Raw genomic sequence first — 16,366 nt, 5'->3', positions numbered from 1 at the left:
TCGCTAGTTATCTGCGAAAAGTATAAAGGGTAAACAAGGAGAAAGTTTCACTCTTTAACTAATCTTGCAGCACACTGCGCAATACTTGAACCGATTTAGCAAATCGTGGCATCGAGGGATTCATTCGTTTGACTTATACTTGCCTGGGCAATATTATCCCCTGCAACTAATTACTTGCCAGGGCAACCATTGTGAAAAGTACCAGCGACCTGTTCAATGAAATCATCCCATTAGGTCGCTTAATCCATATGGTTAATCAGAAGAAAGACCGTCTGCTTAACGATTATCTGTCACCGCTCGATATCACCGCGGCACAGTTTAAAGTGCTCTGCTCTATCCGCTGCGCAGCATGCATTACTCCCGTTGAGCTGAAAAAAGTCCTTTCGGTTGACCTTGGCGCGCTGACCCGCATGTTGGATCGCCTGGTTTGCAAAGGCTGGATTGAGCGGTTGCCGAACCCGAATGACAAGCGCGGCGTGTTGGTGAAACTCACCAGCAGTGGCGCGGCAATATGTGAACAATGCCATCAATTAGTTGGCCAGGACCTGCATCAAGAATTAACAAAAAACCTGACGGCGGACGAAGTGGCAACGCTTGAGCATTTGCTTAAGAAAGTCCTGCCGTAAACAAAAAAAGAGGTATGACGATGTCCAGACGCAATACTGACGCTATTACCATTCATAGCATTTTGGACTGGATCGAGGACAACCTGGAATCACCACTGTCACTGGAAAAAGTGTCAGAGCGTTCAGGTTATTCCAAATGGCACCTGCAACGGATGTTTAAAAAAGAAACCGGCCATTCATTAGGTCAATACATCCGCAGCCGTAAGATGACAGAAATCGCGCAAAAGCTGAAAGAAAGCAACGAGCCCATCCTCTATCTGGCAGAACGTTATGGTTTCGAGTCACAGCAAACGCTGACTCGCACCTTCAAAAATTACTTTGATGTTCCGCCACATAAATATCGGATGACCAATATGCAGTGCGAGTCGCGGTATTTGCATCCATTGAACCATTACAACAGTTAATAAAAATGTGACAACGTCACTGAGGCAATCATGAAACCACTTTTATCCGCAATGGTAACCGCGCTTATTCTGTTTTCCGCGCAGAGCTTTGCGGAGCAAACCTCGCAACCGGTCGTTACTTCCTGTGGCGATGTGGTGATTGTTCCACCATCGCAGGAACAACCACCGTTCGATTTAAATCACATGGGTACAGGCAGTGACAAATCGGATGCGCTGGGCGTGCCCTATTATAACCAACACGCCATGTAGTTTATTCAGGCCCCGGCATATCGGGGCTTGTTAGCCTCTCACCTTCACCGCTTTACGCCACCGCAAACCAAACACATTGATATACAGTCCGGTCATAATAAGCACGGCACCTAAGAATTGCAGACCTGTTAGGCGTTCATCCAGCAGTAACGCTGCACTTGCCAGACCGACTACCGGCACCAGTAATGATAATGGTGCGACACGCCATGTCTCATAGCGTCCAAGCAGCGTACCCCAGATCCCGTAACCAACTATCGTCGCCACAAATGCCAGATACATCAACGCCAGAATGGTGGTCATGTCGATAGTGACCAGACTGTGAATCATTTTTTCGGCGCCATCGAGAATGAGCGAGGCGACAAAAAACGGGATTATCGGGATTAATGCGCTCCAGACGACCAGAGACATCACTGCCGGACGGGATGAATGAGACATGATCTTTTTATTGAAGATATTGCCACTCGCCCAACTAAATGCCGCCGCCAGGGTCAAAATAAAACCGAGCATCGCCACATGCTGACCGTTAAAGCTATCTTCGATTAACACCAGTACACCAAAAATCGCTAACGCAATCCCCGCCAGTTGCTTACCGTGCAGCCGTTCGCCAAAAGTAAAAGCACCGAGCACGATAGTAAAAAACGCCTGAGCCTGTAAGACCAGCGAGGCTAGCCCTGCCGGCATACCGAAGTTAATGGCGCAAAAGAGAAAGGCAAACTGCGCAAAACTGATGGTTAAACCATACCCCAGCAGTAAATTCAGCGGTACTTTTGGTCGCGCCACGAAAAAGATTGCCGGGAAGGCGACCAGCATAAAGCGTAAACCGGCCAGCATTAGCGGTGGCATGTTATGGAGCCCCACTTTGATGACCACAAAATTAAGCCCCCATACAACGACGACTAATAGCGCCAACAACCCATCTTTCCGCGACATTTTTCCGCCTCTGAATTTTCATTTTTTGTCAGCAATCAACTTAGCTGAATTTACTTTTCTTTAACAGTTCATTCGTTAATCACCGTTTACCACGGCATTAATGGCAAATAAGTCGCTATACTTCGGATTTTTGCCATGCTATTTCTTTACATCTCAAAAACAAAACATAACGAAATGCATTGTCGGACAGCCAAATGAACTTATCTCTGAGACGCTCTACTTGCGCCCTTCTCGCCTCGTCGTTGTTATTAACTATCGGACGCGGCGCCACGCTGCCATTTATGACTATTTACTTGAGTCGCCAGTACAGCCTGGGTGTCGATCTCATTGGTTATGCGATGACAATTGCGCTCACTATTGGCGTCGTTTTTAGCCTCGGTTTTGGTATCCTGGCGGATAAGTTCGACAAGAAACGCTATATGTTACTGGCAATTACGGCCTTCGCCAGCGGTTTTATTGCCATTCCCCTGGTGGACAGCGTCACGCTGGTGGTGCTTTTTTTCGCACTCATCAACTGTGCCTATTCCGTTTTTGCCACTGTATTGAAAGCCTGGTTTGCCGACAATCTTTCATCCACCAGCAAAACGAAGATCTTCTCGATCAACTACACCATGCTCAATATTGGCTGGACCGTCGGCCCGCCACTCGGCACGCTGTTGGTCATGCAGAGCATCAATCTGCCCTTTTGGCTTGCAGCTATCTGCTCTGCGTTTCCCATGGTTTTCATTAAAATTTGGGTAAAGCGCAGCGAGAAAATCATCGCCACAGAAACAGGCAGCGTCTGGTCGCCAAAGGTTTTGTTACGGGATAAAGCGCTGCTGTGGTTCACCTGCTCTGCCTTTCTGGCCTCTTTCGTGAGCGGTGCCTTTGCCTCTTGTATCTCGCAATATGTGATGGTCATAGCGGATAGTGGTTTTGCAGAAAAAGTGGTCGCAGTGGTTCTGCCTGTTAATGCCGCTATGGTAGTTACGTTGCAGTATTCCGTTGGGCGGCGTATTAACCCGACCAACATACGCGCGCTGATGACGGTAGGCACACTCTGTTTTGTCGTCGGTCTGGTCGGTTTTATTTTTTCCGGAAACAGCCTGCTATTGTGGGGAATTTCAGCTGCGGTATTTACTGTTGGTGAAATTATTTATGCTCCCGGTGAGTATATGTTGATTGACCATATTGCGCCGCCAGGAATGAAAGCCAGCTATTTTTCCGCCCAGTCATTAGGCTGGCTGGGGGCAGCGGTAAATCCATTAGTGAGTGGTGTTGTACTTACCACTCTCCCGTCTTCTTCGCTGTTTATCATTCTGGCGTTAGTCATCATTGCCGCGTGGGCGCTGATGTTAAAAGGTATTAACGCCAGACCGCAGGGGCAGCCAGCACTCTGTTGACATTCGTGCCGTGCCACTACTGGCACGGCTTTGCTAATCATTATTCTGAGGCAAAGGCATAGCCTTCATCTTCCCAACCGGTTATCCCGCCGAGCATGATTTTAACCGGCTTTCCGAGTCGAGCCAGTTTGAGTGCCGCACGGTCTGCACCATTACAATGTGGCCCCGCGCAATACACCACAAATAGCGTATCGTCCGGCCATTCGGCCATTCTTTCTGCGGTCATTTGCTTATGGGGTAAATGGAGAGCGCCTGGGATATGCCGACGAGCGAAGTCCTCTTCACGACCAACCACATGAAGTAAAACGAAATCATCGCCAATATAAGCCAGAGAGTCATGAACATCGGCACAATCTGTTTCGACACTCAAGCGCGCGAGAAAATGCGCCTCAGCAACTTCTGGCTTCGCTGTGGTAAATTCAGTGACATAACGCATAGTGCTTTTTCCTTTTGGTTTGTTGTGTTAACAATAATGTAACCAATCTACTTTTCACTGACCGCCTCCCGATATGCCAGAAAAGAGCAAAATGATGACAACGTTACAACGCCCGCTGGTCGTTGCACTGGCTTATGACGGGCTATGTACTTTCGAATTTGGCGTAGCCGTTGAAATATTCGGCCTGCCACGACCGGAACAGGGCGATAACTGGTATCGTTTTGCCGTTGCTGCGGTAGAGCCTGGTGCGCTGCAAGCCACCGGGGGGATCCACGTGGTGGCAGATGGAGGGCTGGAATTATTGCCCAACGCCGATATGGTTATTATTCCTGGCTGGCGTGGAATAGATGCAAAAGTGCCAGAGATGCTATGTCAGTCATTGCGCGAAGCACACCAGCGCGGTACCCGCCTGGTATCGATATGCTCTGGCGTGTTTGTCCTTGCCGCTGCGGGCCTTCTTCACCAGCGAAAAGCGACCACCCACTGGCGCTACACTGAACAACTCCAGCACCGTTACCCTTCAATCAGCGTAAGTGACAATGTGTTATATCAGGATGAAGGACAAGTGATGACCTCCGCCGGAAGCGCCGCGGGGATCGATCTGTGTTTACATATCGTGCGCAAAGATTTTGGCCATGAGATTGCTAATAATGTCGCCCGACGGCTGGTCATACAGCCACATCGCCAGGGGGATCAACCACAAAATCTGACGCGCCCAATGGCCTCACCGCGTGAAAGTCAGACGTTAGGTGCATTATTCGACTTTTTGCAGCAGAATCTGGCACAAACACATACTGTGTCTTCCCTCGCCGAGCGGGTAAATATGAGTCCGCGCACTTTTTTGAGACGTTTTGAGGCCTTAACCGGCATGACGCCCGCCCGCTGGCTGCTCAATGAGCGCTTAATACGAGTTCAGGATTATCTGCAAAATTCGGCTTTTAACATCGATAAAATTGCCGAGCTGACGGGTTTTGGCAATTCAGCGTTATTGCGTCATCACTTTCACCAACGTTTTTTATTATCCCCTTCGCAATATCGTAAAAACATCCATTCCCCATCACAATAACCGCCTGATTCAGCCTTTGTTTAGGTAATCTCTGCTAATATCTTTCTCATTGAGATGAAAATTAAGGTAAGCGAGGAAACACACCACACAATAAACGGAGGAAAATAATGTTGGGTAATATGAATGTTTTTATAGCTGTTCTGGGAATAATTTTATTTTCTGGCTTTCTGGCCGCATATTTCAGCTACAAATGGGATGACTAATGAACGGAGATAATCCCTCACCTAACCGGCCCCTTGTTACAGTTGCGTGCAAGGGGCCTGATTTTCTGACGGCAAAAAAAACCGCCAGTAAACCGGCGGTGAATGCTTGCATGGATCGATTTGTGTTTTGCTTTTACGCTATCAGGCATTTCTCTGCGCTGGTAACGGTTCTTTGACACAGTAGCATTATTTTTCTCAATGAATGTTAAACAGAGCTTAAACTCGGGCTATCACACTCTGCTCGTCAATAAACATGCAGCGATTTCTTCCGGTCTGCTTGCCTTCGTACATTGCTCTGTCAGCCCTTCCAATAACCACATCCAACGGTTCTTCAGGAAACGCGCGGCTCACGCCAGCGGTCACTGTTATTGGGATATGTCCGCTAGGATGCGCTATGGCATGGTTATCGACTAACTGACAAATACGTACCCCAGCACGACACGCCTCAGCATCATTTTGCGCTTTGATGATAATAATAAACTCTTCACCACCATAGCGATAAACCGTATCGTAGTCACGCGTCCAACCGGCTAAGTAAGTCGCCAGGGTTCGTAATACCACATCACCGATTAAATGTCCGTAGGTATCATTAACCAGTTTAAATCGGTCTATATCCAGCAGCATTAAATAAAGATTTAATGGTTCAGCATTACGTAATTGATGCTCAAAGGATTCATCAAGTACCCGACGGCCAGGTAATCCCGTCAATACATCCATATTGCTACGAATAGTCAGCAAATAAATTTTGTAATCTGTTAATGCTGCGGTAAAAGAAAGCAACCCTTCCTGAAATTCGTCAAAATGAACTTCCTGCCAGCGATTTTCGACAATAGCCAGCATTAATTCCCGGCCACAGTTATGCATATGCTGATGGGTAGAATCTATTATCCGAACGTAGGGTAATTCATCACTATCGAGTGGTCCATGATGATCAAGCCACCGACCAAACTGGCACAGTTCATAAGAATGGTTATCCGTAATTTCTGGCCGACTGGTATCCCTCGCTACCACGCTATGAAACATACTCACCAGCCACTGGTAATGGGCATCGATAGCCTTATTGAGATCTAACAAGATAGCATCGATTTCCGTTGTCTTCTTGATCATTGCCACTCCTTTTTCACAATTCCTTGTGCGTTCTATTATAACGAGAGAAAAGAAAATTTATGTCAACAATTCCATAGAAAAAACATTAATTAATGGATAAAAATATAACAGCGTGATTTAAAACAAAATAAACAGAAAAAAGTGATTAAATCTGTCAGAACACGTTAAATTCAAGCCAGAAGATATAATACCGATTATGCCAAAGAGAAGAAGGTAATGGCCTGAAAGATTAGGGCTTTTGGCAGTATTATAAATCCAATTATTTCTGCAAATGTACGCAGATCCCAGATAACTAAAAAAGAAATGAACAGCATATTATAATATAGCACCGGACTGGATGTAGCCCGGTGCTATATGGGGGAATTATACGTTCAAGCCGCGATGTTGCAGCATCGGTGTAATCTGTGGTGCCTTACCTCGCCACTGGCGATACAAACGTTCTAAATCTTCGCTATTACCTTTGGAAAGGATAGCGTCGCGAAAACGTTGCCCATTTTTACGCGTTAAACCGCCTTCCTCGACAAACCATTGATAACCATCGTCTGCCAGCATTTGCGTCCACAGATACGCGTAGTAACCCGCCGCATATCCGCCACCAAAAATGTGAGCGAAATAACTGCTGCGATAACGCGGCGGTACAGCGGGAAGATCCATGTTTTCCGCCGCCAGCGCCCGAAGCTCGAAATCGTCCACGTCCTGGCGTGCTTCATTCTCCTCCAGACAATGCCAGCGCATATCAAGAAGCGCAGCGCTAAGTAACTCGCTCATCTCGTAGCCTTTATTGAACAGGCTGGCATTGCGCATTTTCTGTTGTAACTCTTCCGGCATGGTTTCTCCGGTTTGGTAATGCCTCGCATAGCGAGAGAATACCTGCGGATTTGTCGCCCAGTGTTCGTTGATTTGTGAAGGGAACTCGACGAAATCACGCGGCGTGTTGGTGCCAGAAAGCGTAGCATAACGTTGGCTGGCAAACAGGCCGTGCAGCGTATGACCAAATTCATGGAATAAGGTTATAACATCGTCCCACAATAACAATGCAGGTTCGCCTGTCGCTGGTTTCTGATAATTGCAAACATTGTAAATAACGGGACGTGTGTCATTGAGCGTGGATTGCTCAACAAAATTCCCCATCCACGCGCCGCCGCTTTTGGAATCACGGGCAAAGAAATCACCGTAAAATAGCGCAAGCCCGACTCCATTATGGTCAAATATTTCCCATACGCGCACATCCGGGTGATAGACAGGTATATCAAAGCGCTCGACAAATTTAATGCCGAAAAGCTGGTTGGCAGTCCAGAATACTCCCTCATTCAACACCGTGTTCAATTCGAAATAAGGTTTGAGCTGAGCTTCATCGAGACAGAATTTCTCGCGTCTTACCTGCTCAGCATAAAATGCCCAGTCCCACGGCTGGACGCTAAATCCGCCTTGCTGCTTTTCGATAACCGCCTGAATAGACGACAGTTCATCGTCTGCTCGCTTACGCGCGGCCGGGACAATTTCACGCATGAAGTTAAGTGCTGCTTCGGGGGTTTTTGCCATCTGGTCGGCGATTTTCCACGCAGCATAATGAGGGAAACCAAGCAGTTTCGCCTGCTGCGCGCGGATCTCCACCAGCCGTTGAATAATGGCACGGGTATCGTTAGCGTCATTTTTTTCTGCCCGCGTCCAGCCCGCAGTAAACAGTTTTTCACGCGTCGCGCGATCGCGCAGTTCGGCAAGCGCCGGTTGCTGGGTGGTATTCAGTAGTGGGATAAGCCACTTGTTATCCAGACCTTTCTCGCGCGCTGCATCCGCCGCCAGGGCAATATCTTGCTCACTCATCCCCGCCAGTTGCTCAATATCGTCAACCACCAGCCCACCGGATTTGTTCGCCGCTAATAACCGCTGGTTAAACTGACTGATGAGGGTCGCAGCCTCTGTATTCAGCACTTTTAATTTTGCCTTATCGGCCTCTGCAAGTCTGGCCCCGGCAAGAACAAAACGTTGATGAATCACCTCGACCAGTCGAATGGATTCGCTATCAAGACTCAGAGATTCACGGCGCTGCCAGATGGCATCGACCCGAGCGAACAATTCGCCGTTCAGGTAAATGTCATTAGCCAGTTCCGCAAGTTCTGCCGAGAATTGTTCATCAAGACGCTGTAATTCATCGTTGGTATGCGCCGAGGTCATAGCGAAGAAGACGCTGGTTACACGTGTGAGTAATTCCCCGCTCTTTTCAAGAGCCAGAATAGTGTTAGTAAAATCGGGCGTCTGCGGGTTTAACGCTATCGCTTCTATCTCAGCCCGCTTTTGCCGCATCCCCTCGTCGAATGCCGGGCGATAGTGATGATTTGCAATCTGATCAAAATGGGGCGCCATATAAGGCAGCGTGCTCTGCGTAAGAAAAGGATTCGTCGTTGACATTTTCTACTCCTGAAAACGAGGTGTTCCATAGCGTAGGCTTACTGATAACGGAGTGCAATGTTGCAAACCAGTATTACCCGCTCTTAAGCATCACGTGCTATGTTAGTGACACACAAAAGCGTTGAGGAACAGTGAGATGATCGTATTAGTAACTGGAGCAACGGCAGGTTTTGGTGAATGCATTACTCGTCGTTTTATTCAACAAGGGCATAAAGTTATCGCTACTGGTCGCCGTCAGGAGCGGTTGCAGGAGTTAAAAGACGAGCTGGGAGATAATTTGTATATCGCCCAACTGGACGTCCGTAACCGCGCCGCCATTGAAGAAATGCTGGCATCACTTCCTGCCGAATGGAGTGAGATTGATATTCTGGTGAACAATGCTGGACTGGCGCTGGGTATGGAACCTGCACATAAAGCGAGCGTTGAAGACTGGGAAACCATGATTGATACCAACAATAAGGGCCTCGTGTATATGACGCGGGCAGTCTTGCCGGGCATGGTTGAGCGCAATCGTGGTCACATTATTAACATTGGTTCAACGGCCGGTAGCTGGCCATATGCAGGTGGCAATGTCTACGGCGCGACAAAAGCCTTTGTTCGTCAGTTCAGCCTGAATCTACGCACAGATCTGCACGGTACGGCAGTACGTGTCACAGACATCGAACCAGGGCTGGTGGGTGGCACCGAATTTTCCAATGTCCGCTTTAAAGGCGATGACGGCAAAGCAGAAAAAACCTATCAAAATACCGTTGCACTGACGCCAGAAGATGTCAGCGAAGCCGTCTGGTGGGTAGCCACTCTCCCCGCTCACGTTAATATCAATACCCTGGAAATGATGCCGGTTACCCAAAGCTATGCCGGGCTGAATGTCCATCGGCATTAATTTTTATACCCGGCCTCACCGCCGGGTTATTGCTTGTCACAAAAAAGTGGTAGACTCTTGCGGTTAACCCACTCAAAAGCAATAACGAATGACCGTCGAAACACAACTTAATCCCACACAGCCTGTCAATCAGCAAATTTATCGTATTCTTCGTCGCGACATTGTGCATTGCCTGATTGCACCAGGTACGCCGTTGTCGGAAAAAGAAGTTTCTGTTCGTTTCAATGTGTCACGTCAGCCGGTTCGCGAAGCCTTCATTAAACTGGCTGAAAACGGCCTGATTCAAATTCGCCCGCAGCGTGGCAGCTACGTCAATAAAATCTCCATGACCCAGGTTCGCAATGGCAGTTTTATTCGACAGGCCATTGAGTGCGCGGTGGCACGGCGGGCAGCGAGCATGATCACTGAAAGCCAGTGCTACCAACTTGAGCAAAATCTTCACCAGCAACGCATTGCCATTGAGCGCAAGCAACTGGATGATTTTTTTGAACTTGATGACAACTTCCATCAGCTCCTGACTCAGATTGCTGACTGTCAACTCGCGTGGGATACCATTGAGAATCTGAAAGCGACCGTTGATCGCGTACGCTATATGAGTTTCGACCGCGTCTCCCCACCAGAAATGCTGTTACGCCAACATCTCGATATTTTCTCTGCTCTGCAAAAACGTGATGGCGATGCCGTAGAACGTGCAATGTCGCAACATTTGCATGAAATCAGCGAATCTGTGCGCCAAATCCGCCAGGAAAATAGCGACTGGTTCAGCGAAGAGTAATTCTTTACCTCTCATCCCATTCGGGGTGAGAGTTCATCCCCCTTCTTCTGGTTTATGCAAGCATCAAAAAAGATGTGAACTTGATCATAAACAAAAAAAAATTCACTCGACAGGAGTATTTATATTGCGCCCGTTACGTGGGCTTCGACTGTAAATCAGAAAGGAGAAAACACCTATGACGACCTACGATCGTAACCGTAACGCAATCACTACTGGCAGCCGTGTTATGGTTAGCGGCACCGGTCACACTGGCAAGATCCTGTCGATTGATACTGAAGGTCTGACCGCAGAGCAAATCCGCCGCGGTAAAACCGTAGTAGTTGAAGGTTGTGATGAAAAACTCGCGCCTCTGGACCTGATTCGTCTCGGCATGAACTAAGCGTGTGAATGCCGCCGATGGCGGCATTGCTGTCACTTATCACTTCACCGCATATTTCGCCACGGTCGCTTTCGCGCCATGCGCTAATAAAGACAAATACGCTTCCGTCACCTTTGCTGTGAACAACGCATTGTTCGGCAAATCATCACCAAATATCGCATTAATCGCCATCAAGGACTGCACGCGCACTTGCCCTTCTGCACTACTTTGCACGGCCTCCTGAATGACCGGTAATAACGGGTCACTAATTTCGATGGGATTACCCTGCTCATCAACACCGCCGACATACCGCATCCAACCGGCGACGCCAAGCGCCAACAGATCGAACGCGCTGCCCTGTTTCAGATGCCAGCGAATGGAATCCAGCATTCGCTGCGGGAGTTTCTGACTGCCATCCATCGCAATCTGCCAGGTTCGATGGCGTAACGCTGGATTACTGTAGCGTTCAATCAGTCGATCCGCATAATTTTGCAGATCCACGCCCTGCACTTTCAGCGTCGGCGCCTGTTCCTGCAACATCAAGGCATGTGCCGCACGGCGATAATTTTCATCTTCCATGCAGTCATTAATATGCTGATATCCGGCCAGATAGCCCAGATACGCCAGGAATGAATGACTGCCGTTGAGCATACGCAGTTTCATCTCTTCATAAGGCAGCACATCGCTGACCAGTTCAGCACCTGCTTTTTGCCATTCCGGACGTCCGGCAACAAAGTTATCTTCAATAACCCACTGACGGAACGGTTCACAGGCTACACCTGCTGGATCGCGCACACCGGTGAGCTGCTCTATTTTATTCAGCGTTTCAGCCGTCACCGCCGGGACAATGCGATCGACCATTGTCGAAGGAAAAGTCACGTTTTCGACAATCCATTGCGCCAGTTCCGCATCAACAGAATGTGCATGAGAAGTGACAACGTCACGCATTACATGACCATTTTCCGGCATATTGTCGCACGACATCACCGTAAATGCCGGTAACCCTGCGGCCTTGCGCCGGGCCAGCGCCTCCACAATAACCCCTGGTGCCGTTTTCGGCTGGTGGGGGTTGTTTAGATCGTCAACGATCATTGGGTGATCCAGCATTAACTGCCCGGTCGCCGGAGAGTGAAAATAGCCTTTCTCTGTAATAGTCAGAGAAACAATTGCAATTTGCGGTTCGCACATGGCAGCAAGCACAGCGTCTAAACCGTCTATTTGCACGTGCAACGCTTTTTTCACTACCCCCACTACACGAGCGGTCCAGGCATCGGCCGACATTTCCGCAACGGTATAGAGATTATCTTGCTGTTTTAGATCAGCTATTTGCTGTTCACCGCCGATCAGGTTCACTTCATAGTAACCCCAATCGCTGTGATGCTCGGCAGCCAGGATGTCGGCATACACACCCTGATGCGCGCGATGAAATGCGCCAAAACCTAAATGAACAATTTTGGGTGCCAGGTTATTACGATCATAACCAGGGAGTGTCGCTCTGGCGTTAAAAAGTCTGTTTTCCATAAGAAGACCTGTTTCTGTCAATTAAACTACGATGTATCTGTTGCAAATATCGCAGTGGTATATTTTTTCTCTTATCATTAGCGAAAGCCCGGCCACACTATCGGAAAATATAACCGGGTAACGAATAAAAATGGATTATTTCATACCTAGCAATGCCGGTAGCCACAGCGAAAGTCCCGGAATATAAGAAACCATAAATAGCAAAATGATATTTCCTGTAATAAACGGAATTACCGCTTTACTGATCTCTCCTAAAGAAACACGGGCAATTCCCTGCGAAACGAAGAGGCACACGCCAACAGGTGGTGTCGTCAGGCCGATAACAAGATTCATTACCATCATTACTGCAAAATGGATTGGATCCATACCGATAGCTGTCGCAACTGATAGCAATGGGGTAAAGAGAATCAATAGTGCTGCGATGGTTTCCATAAACATGCCGACCAACAACAGCAGCAGGTTAATCATTAGAATTAACAAATATTTGTTGCTTGTAATAGATAACATGCCATCAGCAATTTGCTGCGGGATCCCTTCAGATGTCAGGATCCAGGCAAAAACATTGGCGAAACCAACCAGCATCAAAATGCCAGCCGTACCGCTGATGCTTTCCATCATACATCCCATGAATTTGCTCACAGTCAAGTCACCATAGACAAAAAAGCCCACGATCAACGAAAACACAACAGCAAATACAGATGCTTCAGTCGGAGTAAACAGACCAGTCACCAAACCGCCGATAATCATGACCGGCATTAGAATTGCCCAGATCGCCCCACGCGTAGCATGTAACCGTTGACGAAATGTAGCCCGCTCACCTTTTGGATAACCCCGTTTATGCGCCAGGTACCATGCGATACTGGCCATGGTTAAGCCCATCATTAAACCAGGAACTGCCCCAGCGATAAAAAGTTTACCCACTGACAAACCGGTTAACGTACCAACAATGATCATTGGTACACTGGGCGGAATAATTGGACCGACTGTCGATGCCACTGCAGTTATTGCTCCAGAAAATGGTGCATCGTAACCACTGCGTTTCATTGCGGGGATCATTACTGATCCAATGCTGGCGGCTTCGGAAACTGCCGTGCCGGAAATACCTGCAAAGATCATTGAACCGCTAACGTTGGCCATTGCTAAACCGCCACGAATGTGACCCAGCCATGCGTTACTGAAAGATACAATTCGGTCAGTAATGCCGCCGCCGTTCATTAATCCTCCCGCCAGCAAAAAACCGGGGATACAAAGCAGTACAAAAGAGTCCATGCCACTAAAGAACTGATTCGCCATAATGGCGAGTCCCATATCAGTGACCAGTAGATAGAAGATTGACGATAACGCAAGGGAGAAAATAACCGGAACTCCCAGCATAAGTGAAACAAAGAATATCACAAACAGACCAATAGTCGGATTCATGCGCTGTTCTCACATTAGATAATTCTATTTCCGCCCTTGCGGCGTAAAATCCCGAATCAAATTAAACAAAGTAAAAAGCGATATGTTTCCGGTAATGATAATCACCGAGGATGTCACCCATGCCTGTGAAATAGGCAGTGTAGTAGCCATACGCCACATTGTGCTTTCTACATATTCTACGGAATTGATCATTAGAGTAATTGAGCAGGTAAGAATAACCAAATCAATAAGTAGCACCAGATATTTCTTCAAACCAGATGGCAGCAGACTTACTACCAAATCAACGTTCACCAATTCACGTTTACCCGTTGCCAGTGCACAACCAAATGCGACAACGTAAACCAGTAGAAAGCGAGCGACCTCCTCTGTCCATGCTGGCGAACTTATTGGTAATGGCCGAGATATAACCTGGAGCAATACTACACCAATGAGCGCAATTAATAAAACCGTACCAATAGTTAAATAAATTTTTCTATATATCCATATAACTTATTAAACATATTTTCCCCTCAGTAGCTCAAAAAGGGGGAATATCTCCCCCCGTTTAATATTATTTTGTTGCTCGAGCTTTTTCGTAAAGAGGTTTGATTTGTGGATTAATTGATTTTTCAACTGATTCATTTGCTATCCGAGCAAACTCGTTCTGATGTACATCAACCAGCGTCATCCCTTTCGCTTGCAGAGCTTCAACTAATTTAGCTTCATCCTGTAAATATAGTTCGTGTTCATAGGCCTGTGCCTCTTTGCCTGCATCAATAATAGCCTGCTGGTATTCTGGCTTCAGCTTATTAAACTTCTTCGTCCCCATAACCAGATAGATCCAGCTACGAACATGTTCTGTCCTGTTAAGATACTTCTGTACTTCAAAGAAACTACCACTCATAATCATAGAAAGTGGATTTTCCTGCCCTTCAATCACTCCCTGCTGCAAACCAGTAAAGACTTCAGAAAATGCCATTGGTGTCGGTTGAGCGCCCAAATCTTTCCAAACGTTGATGAACATTGGTACGTTCGGTAAACGTAGAGTTAACCCTTTAAGTTCTTCCGGATTGGTAATCGGACGGTTAGACGTCAGGTTACGGGGGCCGCGTTCAAACCAGGCGATGGTTTTCAGTTTCACACGCTCTTCAATATCTTTGGATATTTGTGCGCCAACTTCACCATTAACAATTTTTGCCATTTGTTCTGAAGAAGTAATCATATAAGGCACTGCCAGCAATGCCGCAGAAGGTGCCCAGTTTTGTAATGACTCACCTGTAATGGTCATATCAACGCTTCCTAGCTGAATTGCGTTAATAATATCCATTTCTTTACCTAATGATTCATTAGGATAGATTTTAACTTCTACCGCATTATTTGTTTTTTGCTTTACCAACTCAGCAAACTTCAGTGAGGCTTTATGCCAACTATGTTCTTCATTTACAGGATGCCCTAATTTTAGGGTAACATCTGCGGCGATAGCTGAAAAACTTAATAATCCACCAAACAGAGTACAAAGTGCCAGAGATAGCTTTTTCTTTTCCATGATTAATGTTCCTTTGTAGGTACAGTTACTTTTATATAAGACATTCAGGACTCAGGGAATTTCAATAATACTTTGCACAGCCCTTCTTGTTGAGACTCGATGAGTTTAAATGCTTCATGTACATGTTGAATATCAAAAACATGACTTATAATATTCTCCGGATGAATTAATCCCATCACCATCCACTCAATAACTGTAGGGAACATACGACAATTTAAACGCGATGAATAGAGGGTTAACTCACGACGAGTTAATTCTTGTTGCGCTATTGCGGACGGTGTCGCAGAAAAACCTAAAAGTCCAATTCGCCCGGCAGGAGAGATTAACGTCACGGCTTCTTCCAGGATAGATGGATGGCAAACCGCATCATAAATTAACGTAGGTGTTAGTTTATTATTGTGCAGAAATTCCCGTAATGAACCATTCCGGTTATTAAAAGTATGAGTCGCACCACAACGTCCTGCCATAAGCAGGCGATCTTCGCGTTGATCCACCACAATTACTGGAATCTGCCAGACGTTACACAAAACATCAATAATTGTTAAACCTGCCGGACCTGCTCCATATACCAGTGCAACATCCGTTGGGAAAACCCCCGTACGATTGGTTACATTGGCGGCTACCGCATACGGTTCAATTGCCGCTGCAAGGTTTGCTGGTATAGATTCCGGCACTCGCCAGATGTTAGTTGCTGGAACACAGGTATAATCGGTAAAGCCACCATCGCGATGAACGCCTAATACGTTTAAGCTTTCGCACACATTCGGGCGCCCAATTGAACATGGATAACAATGACCGCAGCTAATGACAGGATCAACCACGACGCGTTCACCAATGCGTTGCGGAGAGATATTGTCCCCTACGCTGGTTATCGTTCCGACAAATTCATGTCCTACGATACGAGGGTAAACAGCAAAAGGATTTGCGCCATGATAAATATGCAGGTCTGAACCACATATCCCTGCATACTCAACTTTGATACAAACTTCATCAGCTTTTGGCGCAGAAGAAACGCTATCAATCAGATGCATTTGTCCAGGTTTTTCAACCACAACACTAACCATATATTCCGT

The 16,366-nt window shown here is 47.1% G+C and carries 18 protein-coding genes and 1 pseudogene; 10 read left to right on the top strand and 9 right to left on the bottom strand.

Features of this window, described 5'->3' with window-relative positions:
• Positions 1 to 191: 191 nt before the first annotated feature.
• The 3 genes from marR to marB are packed head-to-tail and all read left to right on the top strand — an operon-like array spanning position 192 to position 1,279.
• Positions 192 to 626: a multiple antibiotic resistance transcriptional regulator MarR gene (marR, locus tag FEK46_RS03930; RefSeq protein WP_130209253.1), complete on the top strand. Its 435-nt coding sequence runs from the start codon at positions 192 to 194 to the stop codon at positions 624 to 626.
• Between the two features lie 20 nt (positions 627 to 646).
• Positions 647 to 1,030 carry an MDR efflux pump AcrAB transcriptional activator MarA gene (marA, locus tag FEK46_RS03925; RefSeq protein ID WP_130209255.1) on the top strand — a complete coding sequence of 128 codons (384 nt, stop codon included), beginning with the start codon at positions 647 to 649 and terminating at the stop codon, positions 1,028 to 1,030.
• A gap of 30 nt (positions 1,031 to 1,060) precedes the next feature.
• Entirely contained in the window at positions 1,061 to 1,279 is a 219-nt protein-coding gene (gene marB / locus FEK46_RS03920) for a multiple antibiotic resistance protein MarB (protein WP_130209257.1), read from the top strand.
• A gap of 30 nt (positions 1,280 to 1,309) precedes the next feature.
• Here marB and eamA read toward each other — a convergent pair whose 3' ends face one another.
• Positions 1,310 to 2,209 carry an O-acetylserine/cysteine exporter gene (gene eamA / locus FEK46_RS03915; protein WP_130260617.1) on the bottom strand — a complete coding sequence of 300 codons (900 nt, stop codon included), beginning with the start codon at positions 2,207 to 2,209 and terminating at the stop codon, positions 1,310 to 1,312.
• Between the two features lie 194 nt (positions 2,210 to 2,403).
• Between eamA and ydeE the strand changes: the two genes are divergently transcribed.
• Positions 2,404 to 3,591, top strand: coding sequence for an efflux MFS transporter YdeE (gene ydeE, locus FEK46_RS03910; protein ID WP_135559562.1), 1,188 nt, complete (start codon positions 2,404 to 2,406; stop codon positions 3,589 to 3,591).
• Positions 3,592 to 3,631: 40 nt separating this feature from the next.
• On the opposite strand, the gene FEK46_RS03905 is transcribed toward ydeE, so the two are convergent.
• Entirely contained in the window at positions 3,632 to 4,027 is a 396-nt protein-coding gene (locus FEK46_RS03905) for a rhodanese-like domain-containing protein (RefSeq protein ID WP_001271101.1), read from the bottom strand.
• Positions 4,028 to 4,121: 94 nt separating this feature from the next.
• On the opposite strand from FEK46_RS03905, the gene ftrA reads away from it, so the two are divergent.
• The 3 genes and pseudogenes from ftrA (at position 4,122) to FEK46_RS23625 (ending at position 5,398) form a co-directional block, all read left to right on the top strand.
• Positions 4,122 to 5,093 (top strand): transcriptional regulator FtrA, encoded by a 972-nt coding sequence (gene ftrA / locus FEK46_RS03900; protein WP_135559587.1) that lies wholly within the window; start codon positions 4,122 to 4,124, stop codon positions 5,091 to 5,093.
• Positions 5,094 to 5,200: 107 nt separating this feature from the next.
• Positions 5,201 to 5,296, top strand: coding sequence for a protein MgtS (mgtS, locus tag FEK46_RS03895; protein WP_064529968.1), 96 nt, complete (start codon positions 5,201 to 5,203; stop codon positions 5,294 to 5,296).
• Positions 5,296 to 5,398 (top strand): annotated as a pseudogene (locus FEK46_RS23625) (hypothetical protein). Before mgtS ends, FEK46_RS23625 begins: the two are co-directional and overlap by 1 nt.
• 114 nt (positions 5,399 to 5,512) lie before the next feature.
• Here FEK46_RS23625 and FEK46_RS03890 read toward each other — a convergent pair.
• Together FEK46_RS03890 and dcp are read right to left on the bottom strand one after the other, a co-directional pair.
• Positions 5,513 to 6,403 carry a diguanylate cyclase gene (locus FEK46_RS03890; RefSeq protein WP_135559561.1) on the bottom strand — a complete coding sequence of 297 codons (891 nt, stop codon included), beginning with the start codon at positions 6,401 to 6,403 and terminating at the stop codon, positions 5,513 to 5,515.
• Between the two features lie 363 nt (positions 6,404 to 6,766).
• Entirely contained in the window at positions 6,767 to 8,812 is a 2,046-nt protein-coding gene (dcp, locus tag FEK46_RS03885) for a peptidyl-dipeptidase Dcp (RefSeq protein WP_135559560.1), read from the bottom strand.
• A gap of 136 nt (positions 8,813 to 8,948) precedes the next feature.
• Between dcp and ydfG the strand changes: the two genes are divergently transcribed.
• The 3 genes from ydfG to ydfZ all read left to right on the top strand — a co-directional run bounded on the left by ydfG (position 8,949) and on the right by ydfZ (position 10,849).
• Complete coding sequence (gene ydfG / locus FEK46_RS03880; RefSeq protein WP_130260613.1) at positions 8,949 to 9,695, top strand: bifunctional NADP-dependent 3-hydroxy acid dehydrogenase/3-hydroxypropionate dehydrogenase YdfG; 747 nt, start codon at positions 8,949 to 8,951, stop codon at positions 9,693 to 9,695.
• Between the two features lie 88 nt (positions 9,696 to 9,783).
• Positions 9,784 to 10,470: a DNA-binding transcriptional regulator rspR gene (rspR, locus tag FEK46_RS03875; RefSeq protein ID WP_130209269.1), complete on the top strand. Its 687-nt coding sequence runs from the start codon at positions 9,784 to 9,786 to the stop codon at positions 10,468 to 10,470.
• A gap of 175 nt (positions 10,471 to 10,645) precedes the next feature.
• Positions 10,646 to 10,849 (top strand): putative selenium delivery protein YdfZ, encoded by a 204-nt coding sequence (gene ydfZ, locus FEK46_RS03870; protein WP_000214710.1) that lies wholly within the window; start codon positions 10,646 to 10,648, stop codon positions 10,847 to 10,849.
• Between the two features lie 39 nt (positions 10,850 to 10,888).
• Here the strand turns inward: ydfZ and FEK46_RS03865 are convergent, their stop codons facing one another.
• The 5 genes from FEK46_RS03865 to FEK46_RS03845 all read right to left on the bottom strand — a co-directional run bounded on the left by FEK46_RS03865 (position 10,889) and on the right by FEK46_RS03845 (position 16,357).
• Positions 10,889 to 12,349 (bottom strand): mannitol dehydrogenase family protein, encoded by a 1,461-nt coding sequence (locus FEK46_RS03865; protein ID WP_135559559.1) that lies wholly within the window; start codon positions 12,347 to 12,349, stop codon positions 10,889 to 10,891.
• Positions 12,350 to 12,484: 135 nt separating this feature from the next.
• A complete protein-coding gene (locus FEK46_RS03860) occupies positions 12,485 to 13,768 on the bottom strand; it encodes a TRAP transporter large permease (RefSeq protein ID WP_130260610.1) in 1,284 nt (427 codons plus the stop codon).
• 24 nt (positions 13,769 to 13,792) lie between these two features.
• Positions 13,793 to 14,185, bottom strand: coding sequence for a TRAP transporter small permease subunit (locus FEK46_RS03855; RefSeq protein ID WP_240731111.1), 393 nt, complete (start codon positions 14,183 to 14,185; stop codon positions 13,793 to 13,795).
• A 133-nt stretch (positions 14,186 to 14,318) separates the two neighbouring features.
• The gene (locus FEK46_RS03850) at positions 14,319 to 15,293 is read right to left on the bottom strand and encodes a TRAP transporter substrate-binding protein (RefSeq protein ID WP_130209277.1); all 975 of its coding nucleotides are present in this window, start codon (positions 15,291 to 15,293) and stop codon (positions 14,319 to 14,321) included.
• A 44-nt stretch (positions 15,294 to 15,337) separates the two neighbouring features.
• A complete protein-coding gene (locus FEK46_RS03845) occupies positions 15,338 to 16,357 on the bottom strand; it encodes a Zn-dependent oxidoreductase (protein WP_135559558.1) in 1,020 nt (339 codons plus the stop codon).
• Positions 16,358 to 16,366 lie beyond the last annotated feature (9 nt).

It is taken from the genome of Escherichia sp. E4736, from assembly GCF_005781225.1.
Classification (GTDB): Bacteria; Pseudomonadota; Gammaproteobacteria; order Enterobacterales; family Enterobacteriaceae; genus Escherichia.
This window is presented reverse-complemented; position numbering and strand designations above follow the sequence as displayed.